This window comes from Marinobacter salexigens, from assembly GCF_002806945.1.
Taxonomy (GTDB): Bacteria; Pseudomonadota; Gammaproteobacteria; order Pseudomonadales; family Oleiphilaceae; genus Marinobacter; species Marinobacter salexigens.
The window spans coordinates 334,425-350,282 of record NZ_NIHC01000001.1 but is presented as its reverse complement, the minus strand read 5'-3'; the positions used below and the strand labels follow the sequence as shown (position 1 = coordinate 350,282).

The following is a 15,858-nucleotide window of genomic DNA, read 5'->3' as shown; positions in this document are numbered from 1 at the left end:
CCCGCCGATTTACAAATCAAATAGCCAGGAACCGCCAAAAATGCTGCACAAATCCCCCTTTACTGTTGTGCTCTTGATTGTAACTATGCTGTTAGCAAGTGCTTGCTCTCGCCATAGCATTTATGAAACAGCCATTAAATTTGAACGCTCCAGTGCTGGCCTTGAAACCTCCAGCATCCAGGTGGGCGACCTAACCATTGCTTACCTGAAAAACTCCGATGCCAATGACGGCGACACCATAGTTCTGGTGCATGGATTCGGCGCCAACAAAGACAACTGGACCCGTCTTGCACGGGAACTCACCGATGACTTTAATGTTTACGCGGTCGACCTTCCGGGGCACGGCGAGAGCAGCAAGCCGCTGGATTTGGGGTACAGCCTGGCAGATCAGGTCGGCCACCTTTCCCGCATTCTTGAGGCTTTAGGCATCAAAGAAATGCACATGATGGGCAACTCTATGGGCGGCGGTATCACAGCCCTCTATGCAGCAACCTACCCGGATCAAATCAAAAGTGCCGTACTGTTCAATCCCGCCGGTATTCTGGAGTATGAAAACGATATGGTCGGCCTGGTGCTCGCGGGCGACAACCCACTCATTCCGAGCCAACCGGGAGATTTTGAGCGACTGATGGATTTCGCCCTGGAGAAAAGGCCCTTCGTGCCCTGGCCGATTCTGGGCGTGCTGGAAGAAAAAGCCATCGCCAACCAAGCGGTAAACAAAGTCATCTTTGATGCTATCGCAGACCCGGATTTCGAGCCGTTATTTCGATCCACCATCAAGGACATTGAAGACCCGTTGCTTATCGTCTGGGGCAAAGAAGACCGCATCCTTGACTACCGCAATGGGCCAGTTTTTCAGGAGACCATTCCAGGCTCGCAGTTGGTTATCCTGGACGGGATCGGCCATGCACCGATGATCGAGACTCCAGAAGAGTCTGCACAACTGTTCCTGGAGTTTGCCAAACCTCTTATCTCAAAGGCCAACTGAGGCCTCAAGCAACAAGTTATGCCGTTGTAGTCTTCAACGACCAGGGAAAACAAGGTAGCCTTACCTGTAAAGCTGATTTGTTTTCCCTGTCCTCTTAAAGAACCTCTCATGCCTGAAGCTATCTGGATTTCTTTTGCATTCGGTCTCGGCCTTCTGATAAAAGGTGTAGGTTTGCCGCCACTAGTTGGTTATTTGGCTGCAGGCTTTGTACTGAGCGGCCTTTCCGCCAGCCCGTATACCAGTATTTCCGCTGAGCCTACGGCCGTACTTGCCCACATAGCCCATCTGGGCGTGCTACTGATGCTGTTTACGATAGGGCTCAAACTAAAGCTCAGGTCTGTTATCAGCCCAGAAGTGATTGGCGGCAGTCTGCTGCACTTTTCCATCACCTGCTTTGTGTTTACACCAGGTCTCTACCTGCTTATGGACATAAGTTGGTACGTGGCGTTCATGCTGGCCGTTGCACTGTCCTTCTCCTCTACTGTGCTGGCGGCCAAGGTACTCGATAACAAGCGTGAACTTCGAGCATTTCATGGCAGGGTGGCCATTGGCATCCTGATCATGCAGGACTTGATTGCGCTACTTGTAATGAGCCTGGCGGCAGGGAAAGCGCCTTCAGAATGGGCTTTGATTGTTTTCGGTTTGCCGCTGCTGAGGCCACTGCTATACAAACTGCTGGATGTCAGTGGCCACGACGAACTTCTGGTTCTTTTAGGCATGCTGCTGGCGCTGGTGCTTGGGGGGCTGGGCTTTGAAGCCGTCGGCCTCAGCTCCGAGTTGGGTGCCTTGGTGTTTGGTGCCATTCTGGCAAATCACCCCCGTAGCCAGGAGTTGGCAAAATCACTGTGGAGTGTGAAAGAGATCTTTCTGGTCGGTTTCTTTCTGCAAATTGGTATAGGCGGCCTGCCTGATACCAATGCCATTGTTTTTGCTGTGGTGGCCGCTCTGGTGCTGCCTCTAAAAGGCATTCTGTTCTTCTTCCTGATGCTGTTGTTCCGCCTGCGCGCCCGCAGTGGTTTTTTAACCGCGCTGGCACTTACAAACTACAGTGAATTCGGGCTAATCGTCGCTAGTATTGCCCTACCCGAGTGGCTGGTGCCCCTGGCCATCACGGTTGCCCTGTCCTTCCTGATTTCTGCACCCCTGAACCGGCTCGCCCACCCGCTGTATGACTGGTTGAGCCATAGGCTTGTGCCCTTTGAGAGCAAACAGCGTCACCCTGACGAGCTACCTGTCTCCTTGGGCGATACCCGCGTTCTTGTTATGGGCATGGGGCGAACCGGCACGGCTGCCTATGACTGGCTACAAACTACTGAGGCCAGGCTAATGGGGTTGGATTCCGATCTTGCAAAAGTTATGCGACACCAGAAGCAGGGACGCAACGTGGTCTATGCGGACGCTGAAGACAAAACCTTTTGGGAAGCACTCCACAAGCCATCCCTGGATGCAGTCATCCTAGCTATGAGCGACATTGAGGCAAAGCTCATCGCAGCGAAAAAGTTACGAAAATACGGCTTTACTGGCTACATAGTTGCGCACAGCATGTTTGAAGATGAGGCCAAGATCATCCGCGAAGCTGGCGCTGATGAAGCTTACCTGACCATGAGCGAAACCGGTGTCGCTCTGGCCAGCCACCTTCTGGAAAAATGCCCGGGCGCTCCCAAACTGGCATCAGAAAAGGCAAGCTAAGCTCAGCTTCCGGCCACAGCGCATGTCCGGAAGCCAGTGAATACGTCGTTTCTCTGGGGCAGGTACGCCTGGCGGTAAGTGCCACGAATCAAACTGGATGATGTGGCACAGCTGCCCCCACGACTAACCTTGTGATCGCCGAACTGAAGCGTGGACATGAACGGATACATGTCTGTGCGAAAGCCGTCATAAGGGAGAAACTGGCTGCTGGTCCACTCCCACACGGTGCCTATCATCTGGCGGCAACCGAAGGGACTGGCGCCTTCCGGATAGTCGATTACGGGGTTTTGTGCCATGCCGCTGGCGTTCATATCGGCATGCTTGGCCGTCGGCTGCTCGTTACCCCAAGGGAATCTACGGAATGCCTCACCTTTGCGGTTGCCAAGCGCCGCCACTTCCCACTCCTGCTCTGTTGGCAGGCGCCGCCCTGCCCAACAGCAGTATGCTTCCGCCTCCCAATAGCTGATATGGGTTACCGGCGCATCCGGGTTCAGTATCTGCCATTGATCAAATAACCGCTCTTGCCACTGGCCTTCATAATGGCGCCAGTATAACGGGTGCTTTGGAGCTTGCCGTATGGGCTCAGCCAAACACTGAGCCAGTGCCACGTCGGTTTCCGTTCGCAACCATTTCTGCCCCCCAAACGACCAAAGATCCGGTTTCTCATAGCCGCTGTCTTCCACAAACGCCATAAACTCCCGGTTGCTGACCAGATATCTGGAAATCGAAAATTCACTGAGATTCACAGCATATCGGGGTTTTTCAGCATCGAAAGCAAAATCCCCGGCGGCATACTGGTCCGAGTCCCCCGGCATACCAATCAGCCAATCGCCGGCGGGAACAATGGTATCCGTTGGCAGTGAACCGGGCTGCTTCTCACCCGGCGCCGGGCGCCCAAAATCGGCTCCCGGCGGTGGCTCGTATCCAACCGTCTGGCGGCACCACACCAGTGACTCTATGTGCATATTCTGGTGAAAGATCGCATAGCGATACAGGTAGAGTTCGCAGTCTGTCAGCGGTTCGCACTCAATGCGCTGCGCCATTTTGTCGTAAACGTGATCGAAATAAGCGAGTGTTTTTTTCAGGCCTGGAAACAGATCCCGGCGCCAGCGATCCTGGTGATCAATGTGGAAGGAATCCCACAAGTCGTCCATGGACGGATCAAAGCTGGCATCGCCGTCCAAGAGATTAAACACGAACACTTCATAGAAGAAAGCAGCGTGGCCCATTTCCCAAAGCGGTGGGTTGACCCCCGGGTGGTAAGGCACTTCAAGCTGGTGTTCAGCCAATGACGTTATGAGCTCTCGCGTTCGTTTGCGTGTGCTCGCAAGCGCCGCCAGCAATTCCGCCTTGTGCATCTGCTCAGCTTCCATCGTGGTTCCTCAAACTTGATTCATGTTCACACTGTCAGGTCCAGACCAGCATGATGACTGGCACTGCAACGACCGTAACCACAAGTGTCAGGGGCAAACCCAACCGCCAGTAATCGCCAAACTCGTAGCCGCCCGGCTCCATGACCAGTGCGTTGGACTGGTGGCCTATAGGTGTCAGGAACGCACAGGACGCGCCCACGGCTACTGCCATCAACACTGCATCGGCAGACACTTGCAGCTCACTGGCCAGGCTCAGTGCTATGGGCGCAACCACAATGGCCGCTGCTGCGTTATTTACTACGTTGGACAACAGCGTTGTGGCCACAAGTATCATGGCCAATATAGAAGCAACCGAAAGATTCTCGCCCAACACGAGCATTTGTGTGGCGATCAATCCGGCTCCTCCCGTTGTTTCCATAGCCTGGCCAACAGGTATCATGGCCGCCAATAACACAACCACAGACCAGTCAATCGATTTGTAGGCTTCGGCCGCGGACAAGAGTTTTACCAACACCATCGCAACCGCTCCGGCCACCAGCGCAACGGGCGCCGAAAGCAGGCCTGAAACAATAGCAACAATGCTGGCCAGAAAAATGCCGAAGGCCATCGCCGTATTGCGTGGAGAGCCGAGCCGCAAGCCTCGCTCTGCAAGCGGCAAACAACCTAGCTCTGCCAGGGTGCCACCCAAGGAATCCTCAAAGCCCTGCACCAGCAAGATATCGCCTGCATTAAAGCGTATATCGCCCAAGCGCCGTTTTAAGCGAACGCCCAAACGGGCCACCGCCACAATATTAATCCGGTAACGCTCCCGTAACTGCAATCGATTGGCGGTTTGCCCAACCAGGGAAGATTCGGGTGCTATAACCGCTTCCACTAAATGAAACTCACCTTTAGCTATACGTACCGTGCTTTTATTATCATCTTCCAAGCTGTCTTCGCTAACGATGCCGCTCGAAGACCCGTCAGCTGTCTTTTCACTATCGTTTTCTGTTTCCTTTTCGTCGATAGCCTGATGTGCAAGTTCGAGCCCTGTCTTATCAAGAAATGTTTGCAGGCTTTCGGTATCAGCCTCAACCAGCAAAACATCGCCCTCTCGCATTATTTTGTAGGTAGACGGTACTGCCTGGCGCTTGTCACCTCGAATCAGGGCAAGAACGACAATATCCGGCTCTTCTCCGGCCCCGGTGATCAAACTGTGCAAAGTTGACCCAGCATGGGAAGAGTCCTCAGGGATGCGCAACTCTGTAACGTACTCCCCGACGCTGAACAGTTTGCTGTTAGCTGAGCGTTCCTCGCGACGGGGCGTGAGCCGCCAACCAATCAGCGTAATAAAGGCAATGCCGGCAAGTGTAACCGCCACGCCAACCGGAGCAAAATCAAACAACCCGAAGGTTCCGCCTTCTCGATAGGAGGCAATAATGATATTGGGTGGCGTACCTATGAGGGTCATAGTGCCGCCCAGAAGTGATCCAAAGGCCAATGGCATCAGCAGCAGCGAAGGTGAGCGCCCCGCTTCCCGTGACATCCAGATGGCAACTGGCATCAGTAACGCGAGCGCACCAACGTTGTTGATAAAACCAGAGCAAAGCGCCACCACGCCGGTGAGGGTAAGCACCTGAAGGGTCGGGCGATGGCCAATCTTTCCAAGCAGGCGCGCGAAGTTATCCACCACGCCACCATTCACCAGCCCCTGACTGATCACGAGCACGGCCGCTACGGTGATCACGGCCGGATGACCAAAGCCAGCAAACAACTCCTCTGTTGGAACCAGTCCGGTAATGGCGACCGCAAGCAAGGCAAGCATGGCCACTACATCAAAGCGCACGCGGTTCCACACAAACATGGCTAGCGTGATTCCGAGCACTGCAAACACAATGCCCTGCTCGATACTCAAGGGCTATCTCCTGTTACTGGCCAAGTACCAGAATATAACAAAGCCGGAGCAAAGTAGCCCCGGCACAGGCTCTCGGGCGAACACAAACACCCCGAACCTGTCAGTCTTTCTTACAGTTTCACAAAACACATGCTGCACACGATTCGCAAGCGACTGTATAACCAACCGTAAATTCCGTTTGGTACATAACCTGCCTGTAAAAATGAAAATCATGGCTGATGGAAACAGTCATAGGGGGTCACACAGGACAGTGACCGGATTCTGCGCAGTACCGGTTATTTAGCATAATCCTGAACGACTGGCAGTCCCATTTCCGAGGCATCACTCCCGTGGAGGTTTGCCATGGTGGAAAAGCGACCGCTTGTTTGGTTGTCAGCGGCACACAGTAACACCTGCCTGCGAAAGGAACTGGAAGCAAACTGGAATCTGATCGATTTCAATCTTGACGAACCGGTCCCCCTTTTCGCCTGTGCCCCGGACGGGGCAAAAGTTGGCGTGCTGGAATTCCCAAGCCAGCCAGAAGAAAACATGCCTTGGCCGGGAAGCTGGCTTGAAATGCTGGGCCTGGAATACTGGGTTGCCATTGCCCCAGAGGTACCTGTCAGCGGAACCCGTGCTGCACGTCTCATTGTTCGTTACTGCTCCGATTTCCATACATTGCCTGTGGACTATAAGCGCATCAACTCGGTGCTCGGTCACCTGTGGGGTATGGCGGAGATTCTGGAGCCTGCCAGCAGGCTGGCCCATGATGATTATCAGAATCTTGCGCTGCAGGGAGACTCTCAAGCTATTCAGAATGTGCGCAGCCTGCTCCGTCGTTTTGCGACAACCCTGGAGCCTGTGCTGATTTCCGGTGAAAGCAGCACAGGAAAGGAGGCCGCTGCCCGCTACCTGCATTCACACTCCACTCGTGCGGCAGGCCCGCTGGTGACAATTAACTGCGCAGCCCTGCCCGCCACTCTCACCCAGAGCGAGCTGTTCGGCTATGAAAAAGGTGCTTTCACCAGTGCTCTCAGTTCACGCCAGGGGCGCCTTGAACAGGCAAATGGAGGCACCCTGGTATTTTCTGGCATTAACGAACTACAACTCGAGCAACAGTCTGCAATCCTGCGTTTTCTTCAGGAGGGCTCGGTTGAACGTGTGGGGGGCTGCGCCCAGATACCGGTTGACTGCCGCATTATTGCTACTACAAGCGAATCCTTACCTGACTTGGTTGCACTCGGGCGTTTTCGAAGCGATGTGTACTTCCGGCTCGGCAGTCTTGAAATAAGGCTCCCTCCCTTAAAAGATCGGCGAGAGGACATATTGATTCTGGCCCGCGGTTTGCTGGAAGCATCCGCTCACGGTTCTGAGCCAAAGCAGTTAAGCAAAGGTGCGAACCTGAGCCTGCTTAACCACTCTTGGCCAGGCAACCTCCAGGAGTTGCAGAACCGTCTGCGCCAGGGGTGGCTGCTAAGCGACCAGCCTGTTATCGAGGCTTTTGATCTTGGGCTCGGCCTGCCCGGGTCAGGCGCTGAGGCACACACAAACCTGAGCCTCAAAGAGTTTCGTGATAATGCCGACCGGCAGGCGCTGCAGTGCAGCCTCCAACTTGCGGACTACAACATGTCTGAGGCCGCACGACTCCTGAAAATATCGCGAGCATCCCTTTACCGACTCCTGGAAAAGCACAACTCGAACCCGCTGAGCCGTGCCCCTCGACAAAACCCGGACCAGAAGGAAGATTTACCATGAGAAATCATAGCCCTCTGCTATTCACCATCAGCCTGACCCTGATTCCTGCAACTGCCATGGCGAAACCGGAGCAGGATGCTGTCTACAATGATCCAGACCAAACTGAACAAGAGAGCGAACACGCCTCAGACATTGCCTCAATTACGGCTGACCGGGGTATTGTGACCCGGCCCGGCCGTTTCACCATTGAGCCATCGTTGTCCTACGCTCACAGCACCTCCACTCTGGTGGCGATTGAAGGTTATACCGTCATTCCCGCGTTGGTGATAGGTCTGATCAACATATCCGAGGTGCAGCGGGATACATTTGTGGGCGCCATTTCGCTGAAATACGGCTTCACCAGCCGCTGGGAAGCCGCTGTACGTGTGCCCTATCTGAGTATCAGCGAAAACATTCGTGAGCGGGACGTTTTTTCTGGCTCGCCAGTGGATAATTTGCGGGAGTCTTCTGGCGACGGTCTGGGCGATGTTGAGCTATCTACCCGCTATCAGCTTAACGACGGGGTAGAGGGCTGGCCCTATATTATCGGCTTGTTTCGAGTGAAAGGCCCTACCGGTAAAAGCCCCTACGACGTAGAGCAAACAACGCTGTTTGCCGACGATGGCACCCCCATTGGCGTTACTCTGAAAGAACGCCCGACCGGCTCGGGATTCTGGTCATTCGAACCCGGTTTTTCGTTTATTTACCCGTCCGATCCTGCGGTTCTGTTTGGCAATTTAAGCTATGTGTTCACTCTCAAAGAAGAGCAGGGATTTGCCAACGGCGGTACTGTTGATCCGGGAGACGTCATTCGTTTCGGTTTCGGAATGGGCTTCGCCTTCAACCCGCGCACTTCTTTCAGCCTGGGGTACGACCACTCGGTAATCGGAGAGACATCGTTTGAGCACGGCAACAATCAGTTTGACGCTACATTTGATCGCATCCACGTGGGTTCACTGTCTTTTGGTTTGGCCCACCGGCTAACGAACAGCACTACGCTGAACGTATCTGTTAGCATTGGAGTAACTGAAAGTGCACCCAACAGCGAAATTACCCTGAAGCTGCCGTTCAACCTTTAGCATCCATCAAGATCAAGGTGCGGCTGTTTGCCTGGAACTGCCCTCAACGAACCGGCAGCGACAGCAGAGAGTCATGAATATTTTGGGGCAGGCGCCCGGTCTGGCCCAGGTTGTTCAATTCAATGTTCAGTTGCTGCATATTCTGGATAACCGCGCCGTCAACATTATTCTGGATTAACGTCATCCAGCTACCACTGCTGAGCACCCCGCTGGTTATAAGTGTACCCTCACCAGCACGACTGACATCCCCCAGTACCGGCATATTTTCAAGAGCGTGAGCATAGCTGTTTACATCACCGATATCGGGTATGCGCCAGCTATTAATCACCTGCAGGTCGCCGTTCACTGACACTCTCTGCTCCAGGCCAATAGCAATTTCAAACCGGTCAAGAAAAAATCCGCCGCGTCTTTGCGCCAACTCCGCATCGGTCAGCGCCGCCGTGCTCCAGTCTGCTGCATAGGCAACGCCAGCTGACAGAGCGAAACTCAACGCCAGCGCCAACCTGATTGATTTGACAGCCAAATATAGGCAGATCGCCATAGGGCTCACCACTCTGTCATCGTCGGCCAATGGGGCAATGTATGCGCCAATGGCGGTGCGTCCTGGAGGTGATTCAACGGCGCGGTTGCAATTGATGGTGGCCAGGCCCCATCCGTAATAAACGCTTTACGCCCTTGCCTCAGGTGGCTGCGTATAACAAACGCCGTGCCATCCCAATATTGTTCGAACTTCGACCGTGGATACACTTTCATTCCTCGCGCAGGATCTCCAACCAACACTTCGTCGGCAGAGATACCCTTGATCAGGACAAAATGTCGGTAACCATCCAGAGTGACCAAGGCAATCACCGGCAGCCGAACCTCTTTGCGTAATCCTGCCAAAGGCAGACGGAAGCCATCGGCCTGATAACCTTCACTCTCCAGATAGTGCTTCATGTCCAGCATAGAAAAACCTTCACGCCGCACTTTCTCCGGATCTGCCAAGGCGAACATGCCGCTGAAGACTTCTTCTTCGGACACCTCAAACTGATAGTGAAAGGTCAGCAAGGATGCGATTGCGGCAGAGCCACAGCTAAAGTCGTACTGCTGGCGAAACACCGAACTGTATTTACGCGCCTGAAAACTTTCGACAGCCACCTCAAGGCCGCCAGTAAAACCCGGGATCATCACGCGACCAGCATCAGCCACAGGGCTGATAACCAGCAGCATAGTCGCTAATATCGCGGTAATGCCTGCACCACCGGCCATAGCCCGTCTCCCGTTATCGGTTGATAAGTACGTTGATCTGGGTTGTGTCCTGAATAACCACCTGATTACCCGAATTCTGGATAACTGTGGCTACGCCATTCATATTCTGGAAAGCACCTCCACTGACCAGGTTATCACCTGTTATTACCTGTCCTGACAGCAGGTTATCGCTGACATTGGCGTTCTGGTCGCTATTGTTCATTTGCCACTGCAGTGAAACCCCCTGACGACCGCTTGCCTCGTTCAGCTGTTGCGCCGTCAGCGCAGACTGCTGCAACCAGGCTTCGTCAGTATTGGCAGTCTCACCCTGCGCGACCGCTGCGCTCGCCAACAACGCCAAACCCACCATATAAGTGCAGCAGCCAGCAATAAAGCCACGTTTGACTTGGTAAAGGTTGTTGTCCATCCCATGCCTCCAGGGCTTAAGCAGGCTGCCAGGAACTGGCAGCCTGCACCTATTGCCTAGTTACTGGGAACCACCACCGCTGCCTGTGGTCAGGTTAGACATGACACTGACGTTAGCCTGGGTAACGCTACCTGTACCGACGTTCTGGGCAAATGCACCCACACCGGTGAAGTTCGCAGAACCGCCGTCAATGGCGTTGCTGTTGCTCATGCTGGTATAGGACCCGTCGCCAAGCGCATCACCATAAGTGACGGCTACGCCGCTGACGGTACCATTGAGATCCGCGCTATTGAGGAATGCATCCACTGACAGGTTGAGCGTTTGAGTGCTGCTATCCGACGAATCGTTGTAGGAACCAGCAATGCTGTGATCCGACTCATCGTTATATGAGTCGTTGGTGCTGTTATCGGAATTATCGGAATTATCCGAGTTATCAGAATTATCCGAGTTATCAGAGTTATCTGAGTTATCCGGATTGCCGCTGTCGGCGATCTTGAATGCATCGTTCACATTGGTGCTGTTGTCTGAGTTGTCCGAGTTGTCGCTGTTATCGGAATTGTCGGAGTTATCCGAGTTATCGCTGTTATCGGAGTTGTCCGACATGTTGTTTCCAGTGTCAGCAATCTTGAACGAATCGTTGACATTGGTGCTGTTGTCCGAGCTATCGGAGTTATCGGAGTTGTCGGAATTGTCGGAAGCATCGGAGTTATCCGAGTTGTCCGAAGCATTGGTATTGCCACTGTCAGCAACTTTGAACGAGTCACTCACATTGGCGCTGTTATCTGAGTTGTCGGAGTTATCCGAGTTATCCGAGTTATCAGAAGCATCGGAGTTGTCGGAGTTGTCATTGCCACTGTCCGCTATTTTGAACGAATCGGTGGCGTTGGCGCTGTTGTCTGAGTTATCCGAGTTATCCGAAGCATCGGAGTTGTCGGAATTATCATTCCCACTGTCCGCTATTTTGAACGAATCGGTGGCGTTGGCACTGTTATCTGAGTTGTCGGAGTTATCCGAGTTATCCGAGTTATCCGAAGCATCGGAGTTGTCGGAATTATCATTCCCACTGTCCGCTATTTTGAACGAATCGGTGGCGTTGGCGCTGTTATCGGAGGCATCGGAATTATCGGAGTTGTCTGAATTGTCCGAAGTATCCGTATAGTTCGAGTTGTCATTCCCCGAATCAGTATTTCCGGAATTGTCATTATTGGCGGCCGAGGTGTTATCCGCATTGGTATTCGGATCCCCATCTCCGCCCTGCTGAGCATAAGCAAAGCCGGTCACACCCAAACTCATAGCGATAGCGGCTGCTAGCAATCCTTTTCGAGTATTCATGATGACGTTTCCTTCTAAGTTATTGGCTTTTTAAGGAATCCGACCCAACCCGCTAGCCTCCGGGTAAGCCAAGGTCCAGACCCACAAGACAACGAATGCGATTCCCGTGCCAGCACAGGCCAACTAAACTTAAACTATTATTTTTAAAAGCGTTTATTTGGATAAAGTTAAAGCAGGAAGAGCTTGCGAAGTCAGAAACTGTTTCAAGGATGAAACAGTGCGGAAGAAGAAAAAGTGGTGAACCGAAGGTTTGTTCGCGGTTTCAGGTAGATACACGAAACCCGTAGTGTAAAAAAAAGAAAACCCCGCTAACTGTCTCCAGTTGCGAGGTTTTATTCTCCCGGAACAAGTCCGGGAGCGGGAGACTATTTACCGTTCAATTAACCGAACTGGTTCATAGTATTGTCTTCACCACCGGCTTTCAGCGCAGCATCACCTGCGAAGAATTCCTTGTGGTCATCACCGATGTTAGAACCAGCCATATCCTGGTGCTTAACCGTCGCGATGCCCTGGCGAATCTCTTCACGCTGTACGCCTTTAACGTACGCCAGCATGCCTTCTTCACCGAAGTAGCCTTTGGCCAGGTTGTCGGTAGACAGAGCCGCAGTGTGGTAGGTCGGCAGAGTGATCAGGTGGTGGAATACGCCCGCTTCACGTGCAGCATCACGCTGGAAGTTGGCAGTCCACTGATCAGCCTCATCACAAAGCTCTGTACCGTCATATTCAACACTCATCAGGTTGGCGCGGTCGTATGCAGATACGTCCTTACCAGCTTCCTGCCACGCGTCGAATACCTGCTGACGGAAGTTCAGAGTCCAGTTGAAGGACGGGCTGTTGTTGTAAACCAGCTTGGCATCGGGAACAACTTCCTTGATGCGGTTAACCATGGCAGCGATCTGGCCAACGTGCGGTTTCTCAGTCTCGATCCACAGCATGTCAGCGCCGTTCTGCAGGCTGGCGATACAGTCCATAACAACACGGTCTTCACCAGAGCCTTCCTTGAACTGGAACAGGCCAGAGGCCAGACGCTTGGGCTTAACCAATTTTCCGTTCTGCTTGATCACAACGTCGCCGTTATTGATGTCTTCAGCCTTCTCGATAATGTCGCCATCGATGAAGCTGTTGTACTGGTCGCCCAGGTCACCTGGCTCGTTGGTTACAGCAATCTGCTTGGTCAGGCCAGCACCCAGTGAGTCGGTACGTGCAACGATAACACCGTCGTCCACACCCAGCTCAAGGAACGCCAGACGTACAGCGTTGATCTTGGAGAGGAAGTCTGCGTGAGGAACGGTTACTTTACCGTCCTGGTGGCCACACTGCTTCTCGTCAGAAACCTGGTTCTCGATCTGGATCGCGCAAGCGCCTGCTTCGATCATCTGCTTGGCCAGCAGGTAGGTTGCTTCGTCGTTACCGAAACCGGCATCGATGTCGGCAATGATGGGTACAACGTGAGTTTCGTGGTTGTCGATCTGCTTGATCAGCTCTTCTGCCTTGGCAGTGTCGCCTGCTTTTTCAGCAGCTTCCAGATCACGGAACAGGTGGTTCAGTTCCCAGGCATCAGCTTGACGCAGGAAGGTGTACAGCTCTTCGATCAGGCCAGAAACAGCGGTTTTCTCGTGCATGGACTGGTCAGGCAGAGGGCCAAACTCAGAACGCAGGGCAGCAACCATCCAGCCAGACAGGTACAGGTAACGGCGCTTGGTAGAACCGAAGTGCTTCTTGATAGCAATCATCTTCTGCTGGCCGATAAAACCGTGCCAGCAACCCAGAGACTGGGTGTACTTGGACGTGTCGGCATCGTAAGCAGCCATATCTTCACGCATGATCTTCGCAGTGTACTTGGCGATGTCCAGACCAGTCTTGAATTTGTTCTGGGCGCGCATGCGAGCAGCGTGCTTAGGGTTGATAGCGTGCCAGGTCGGGTTTTGCTTCAGTACTGAAGCAATGGTATCGACGTCTTTTGCGTATGGCATGGTCTCGATCCTTTGTGTGTTGATGAAGGGGGTTAATGATTTGAGCCTGGGTAAAGCACCAAGCTGGATGTCAGTGTTGGCGGTACTTTAATGGCTCAGAACTTATAATTGAAATTTATATGATCTATTTTCAGCATTTTTCCTATGAATACTACCCGATGGTCACCCAGCAATGGCCAGACCATGACCAACCGGGCCCCAGAGTTCAGGACTGCCCCAGCACAACCAACCGGTCTGCCGGTTGCAGTTCAAGGTACTGCCTGCGAGGGGGATTCATCAGTAGGTGCCTGCCGCGGGCGTCTGCCGTGGCGCGAAAAACGCCAAGTGCTACTTCGCCTTCCGCTGCGAGTACCTTTTCCAGCATATGGAAGTCTGCACTCGCAGGTAATGGATAGTCGCCCGGGTTCCGGAACCTGATCTCAGCACCACCAACCGTAAACAGTTCATCCAGAACCGCCCTGAGTTCCCGGCGCAACGCAACCTGGGCCAGTATATGGCTTAGAATCATCGGACTGATGAGCATTTCACTCTGGTGGCCGTAGAGCAACTGGCGGTTATCCGGATCACTCAGCTCCATAATTAGCTGAGGCCGGCTCGTCGCCTCTGCCAGTATGTCTTCGAGCTGCAGATAACCGACCATGGTTCGTGCATCTGCCTCTTCTCCAGAGGCCAGCCGGTCACTGCTTAACAGTATAATGGTATCGTAGCTGGCCGGATTGATCCGGCGCAATTCATCTTCAACCATATAGTCCGCCTCTATGTGGCTGTAGCCTTCAGGCGGTTGGCCGGCAGCGTAACGACTGAGTGCATGCTCACGCATCGATGTGGGTACCGCGGAAACAATATCCAGCACCGGCTGACCGGGGCCGTAGCTGGCAAATTCAGCCATCAGACTGGGCACCCGATGGTTCCACCCCAGCAACAGTATCCGACGCCCTTCCAGGCCTTCCCCGCGGACAGCACAGTTTGCTTCTCCACGTTTTATCGGCGACAAAGTCTGCGCTTTGGGATCGGCTTCGGTTTCGGAATAGTCCCGGGCCATCATCACAACCCGGTCGTCTGATTCTACAAGGGTGCCAGAGGCTGCGGCCAAACATATATCCCAGCCTGCTTTCTCATGGCGAAGCAACCCCAGGATGATTACTTCCGGGCGCTGGGTGGCGATTTCTTCCAGTGTCAGGCCTGCAAAGGTCTCGCCCCCCCGAACATAGATTTCATTGCCCTCTCCGGCCGTTAGCAGTTCGTTGTAGACTTCCGATAGCCCAGGGTGCAACACGGTCTGCACCATCAGCCGGCTGATGGTTGCGTTCCCGGCCACCACTTCAACAGCACCGGGGTAAGCCCTTTCAACCACCGGCAGTTTGCGAACATCCTGTATTTCGGCGACCACATAGGGCAAAGGCGCCCGGTGCTGCCTTGCTTGCGCCGCAATAGACAACAGCGCCTTGACGGTTTCCACATCAGAGGATATCAGGCTGCCGGCTTCATAGGCTGTGCTCGGAACAATTACAGCTGCCGCATCAAGGCAGGCTACCCTGTGCAAGGCATCCGGCTGAATCGCCAATCCCGAACGCAGGATGACCTGACGTGCACGGCGGCCAATTCCTGGCTCCATACGCAACTCATGCACCTGCGCTGCAGAGGCTTCCTCCGACAAAACCACAAGGTTCAGCCTCTGGGTATCGTGCTTTTCCAGAAATCGGCGCATCCGGCCAGAGGATCCCAGCAACTCCGAAAGCAAAGGCAGCGTCTGGCTGCTCCATCCCAGCACAACCACGTGGTTTTTCAGGGTAACCGGTGTCAACCCGCGCTCAAGATCCGCCATTTTAGCAATTAACCAGCGGGTCAGGATGGCCACCAGGGTGCCCATGAAAACCACATATCCGCTAATGGTCAGCAGCGTCGAGACAAAGCGTTGCCAGGTGCCCACATCATCGCCCAGATAACCGGGGTCGGTCAGGCGAAGGAAGGCCCACCACACTGCAGACCCGGGGTCATCAAATTCACCACCCTGCGGAACCACGAGCAGGCCGCCAATCAGAGAAATCAGCCCAATAAAAGCACCCACCACCACCAACTGGAAGCCGGCACCTTTTACCAATTGCCGCTCTACAAAAAACTTTACACGGTCAACAACGCGAAACGGCAACATGGCGTTTTTTT

The 15,858-nt window shown here is 53.7% G+C and carries 12 protein-coding genes; 4 read left to right on the top strand and 8 right to left on the bottom strand.

Annotated features, from left to right (window positions below; genetic code table 11):
* Positions 1 to 40 precede the first annotated feature (40 nt).
* Together CDH47_RS01595 and CDH47_RS01590 are read left to right on the top strand one after the other, a co-directional pair.
* Positions 41 to 988, top strand: coding sequence for an alpha/beta fold hydrolase (locus CDH47_RS01595; protein WP_100638076.1), 948 nt, complete (start codon positions 41 to 43; stop codon positions 986 to 988).
* Between the two features lie 108 nt (positions 989 to 1,096).
* Positions 1,097 to 2,677 carry a cation:proton antiporter family protein gene (locus CDH47_RS01590; protein WP_100638075.1) on the top strand — a complete coding sequence of 527 codons (1,581 nt, stop codon included), beginning with the start codon at positions 1,097 to 1,099 and terminating at the stop codon, positions 2,675 to 2,677.
* A 2-nt stretch (positions 2,678 to 2,679) separates the two neighbouring features.
* On the opposite strand, the gene senA is transcribed toward CDH47_RS01590, so the two are convergent.
* Together senA and CDH47_RS01580 are read right to left on the bottom strand one after the other, a co-directional pair.
* Positions 2,680 to 4,050, bottom strand: coding sequence for a selenoneine synthase SenA (gene senA, locus CDH47_RS01585; RefSeq protein ID WP_239985543.1), 1,371 nt, complete (start codon positions 4,048 to 4,050; stop codon positions 2,680 to 2,682).
* Between the two features lie 34 nt (positions 4,051 to 4,084).
* Positions 4,085 to 5,944 (bottom strand): SLC13 family permease, encoded by a 1,860-nt coding sequence (locus tag CDH47_RS01580; protein ID WP_100638074.1) that lies wholly within the window; start codon positions 5,942 to 5,944, stop codon positions 4,085 to 4,087.
* 342 nt (positions 5,945 to 6,286) lie between these two features.
* Here CDH47_RS01580 and CDH47_RS01575 point away from each other — a divergent pair, with 342 nt between their 5' ends.
* Positions 6,287 to 7,678, top strand: a complete 1,392-nt coding sequence (locus tag CDH47_RS01575; RefSeq protein WP_100638073.1) for a sigma 54-interacting transcriptional regulator — start codon at positions 6,287 to 6,289, stop codon at positions 7,676 to 7,678.
* The gene (locus tag CDH47_RS01570; RefSeq protein WP_100638072.1) at positions 7,675 to 8,736 is read left to right on the top strand and encodes a transporter; all 1,062 of its coding nucleotides are present in this window, start codon (positions 7,675 to 7,677) and stop codon (positions 8,734 to 8,736) included. The genes CDH47_RS01575 and CDH47_RS01570 overlap by 4 nt, the downstream gene beginning before the upstream one ends.
* A gap of 43 nt (positions 8,737 to 8,779) precedes the next feature.
* Here CDH47_RS01570 and CDH47_RS01565 read toward each other — a convergent pair whose 3' ends face one another.
* The 6 genes from CDH47_RS01565 to CDH47_RS01540 form a co-directional block, all read right to left on the bottom strand.
* The gene (locus tag CDH47_RS01565; RefSeq protein ID WP_100638071.1) at positions 8,780 to 9,277 is read right to left on the bottom strand and encodes a hypothetical protein; all 498 of its coding nucleotides are present in this window, start codon (positions 9,275 to 9,277) and stop codon (positions 8,780 to 8,782) included.
* Between the two features lie 5 nt (positions 9,278 to 9,282).
* Positions 9,283 to 9,984: a C39 family peptidase gene (locus CDH47_RS01560; protein ID WP_100638070.1), complete on the bottom strand. Its 702-nt coding sequence runs from the start codon at positions 9,982 to 9,984 to the stop codon at positions 9,283 to 9,285.
* Positions 9,985 to 9,997: 13 nt separating this feature from the next.
* Positions 9,998 to 10,390 carry a hypothetical protein gene (locus tag CDH47_RS01555; protein ID WP_100638069.1) on the bottom strand — a complete coding sequence of 131 codons (393 nt, stop codon included), beginning with the start codon at positions 10,388 to 10,390 and terminating at the stop codon, positions 9,998 to 10,000.
* Positions 10,391 to 10,450: 60 nt separating this feature from the next.
* On the bottom strand, positions 10,451 to 11,722 hold the full coding sequence (locus CDH47_RS01550; RefSeq protein WP_100638068.1) for a hypothetical protein: 1,272 nt from the start codon (positions 11,720 to 11,722) through the stop codon (positions 10,451 to 10,453).
* Between the two features lie 380 nt (positions 11,723 to 12,102).
* Positions 12,103 to 13,695, bottom strand: coding sequence for an isocitrate lyase (locus tag CDH47_RS01545; RefSeq protein ID WP_100638067.1), 1,593 nt, complete (start codon positions 13,693 to 13,695; stop codon positions 12,103 to 12,105).
* A gap of 205 nt (positions 13,696 to 13,900) precedes the next feature.
* Positions 13,901 to 15,847, bottom strand: a complete 1,947-nt coding sequence (locus CDH47_RS01540; protein ID WP_100638724.1) for a CASTOR/POLLUX-related putative ion channel — start codon at positions 15,845 to 15,847, stop codon at positions 13,901 to 13,903.
* Positions 15,848 to 15,858 lie beyond the last annotated feature (11 nt).

Excerpts from the sequence above, each read along its gene's own strand:
- CDH47_RS01595 (WP_100638076.1), top strand. The coding sequence starts at position 41 with ATGCTGCACAAATCCCCCTTTACTGTTGTGCTCTTGATTGTAACTATG.
- CDH47_RS01590 (WP_100638075.1), top strand. The coding sequence starts at position 1,097 with ATGCCTGAAGCTATCTGGATTTCTTTTGCATTCGGTCTCGGCCTTCTG.
- senA (WP_239985543.1), bottom strand. The coding sequence starts at position 4,050 with ATGGAAGCTGAGCAGATGCACAAGGCGGAATTGCTGGCGGCGCTTGCG.
- CDH47_RS01575 (WP_100638073.1), top strand. The coding sequence starts at position 6,287 with ATGGTGGAAAAGCGACCGCTTGTTTGGTTGTCAGCGGCACACAGTAAC.
- CDH47_RS01570 (WP_100638072.1), top strand. The coding sequence starts at position 7,675 with ATGAGAAATCATAGCCCTCTGCTATTCACCATCAGCCTGACCCTGATT.
- CDH47_RS01565 (WP_100638071.1), bottom strand. The coding sequence starts at position 9,277 with ATGGCGATCTGCCTATATTTGGCTGTCAAATCAATCAGGTTGGCGCTG.
- CDH47_RS01560 (WP_100638070.1), bottom strand. The coding sequence starts at position 9,984 with ATGGCCGGTGGTGCAGGCATTACCGCGATATTAGCGACTATGCTGCTG.
- CDH47_RS01555 (WP_100638069.1), bottom strand. The coding sequence starts at position 10,390 with ATGGACAACAACCTTTACCAAGTCAAACGTGGCTTTATTGCTGGCTGC.
- CDH47_RS01550 (WP_100638068.1), bottom strand. The coding sequence starts at position 11,722 with ATGAATACTCGAAAAGGATTGCTAGCAGCCGCTATCGCTATGAGTTTG.
- CDH47_RS01545 (WP_100638067.1), bottom strand. The coding sequence starts at position 13,695 with ATGCCATACGCAAAAGACGTCGATACCATTGCTTCAGTACTGAAGCAA.
- CDH47_RS01540 (WP_100638724.1), bottom strand. The coding sequence starts at position 15,847 with ATGTTGCCGTTTCGCGTTGTTGACCGTGTAAAGTTTTTTGTAGAGCGG.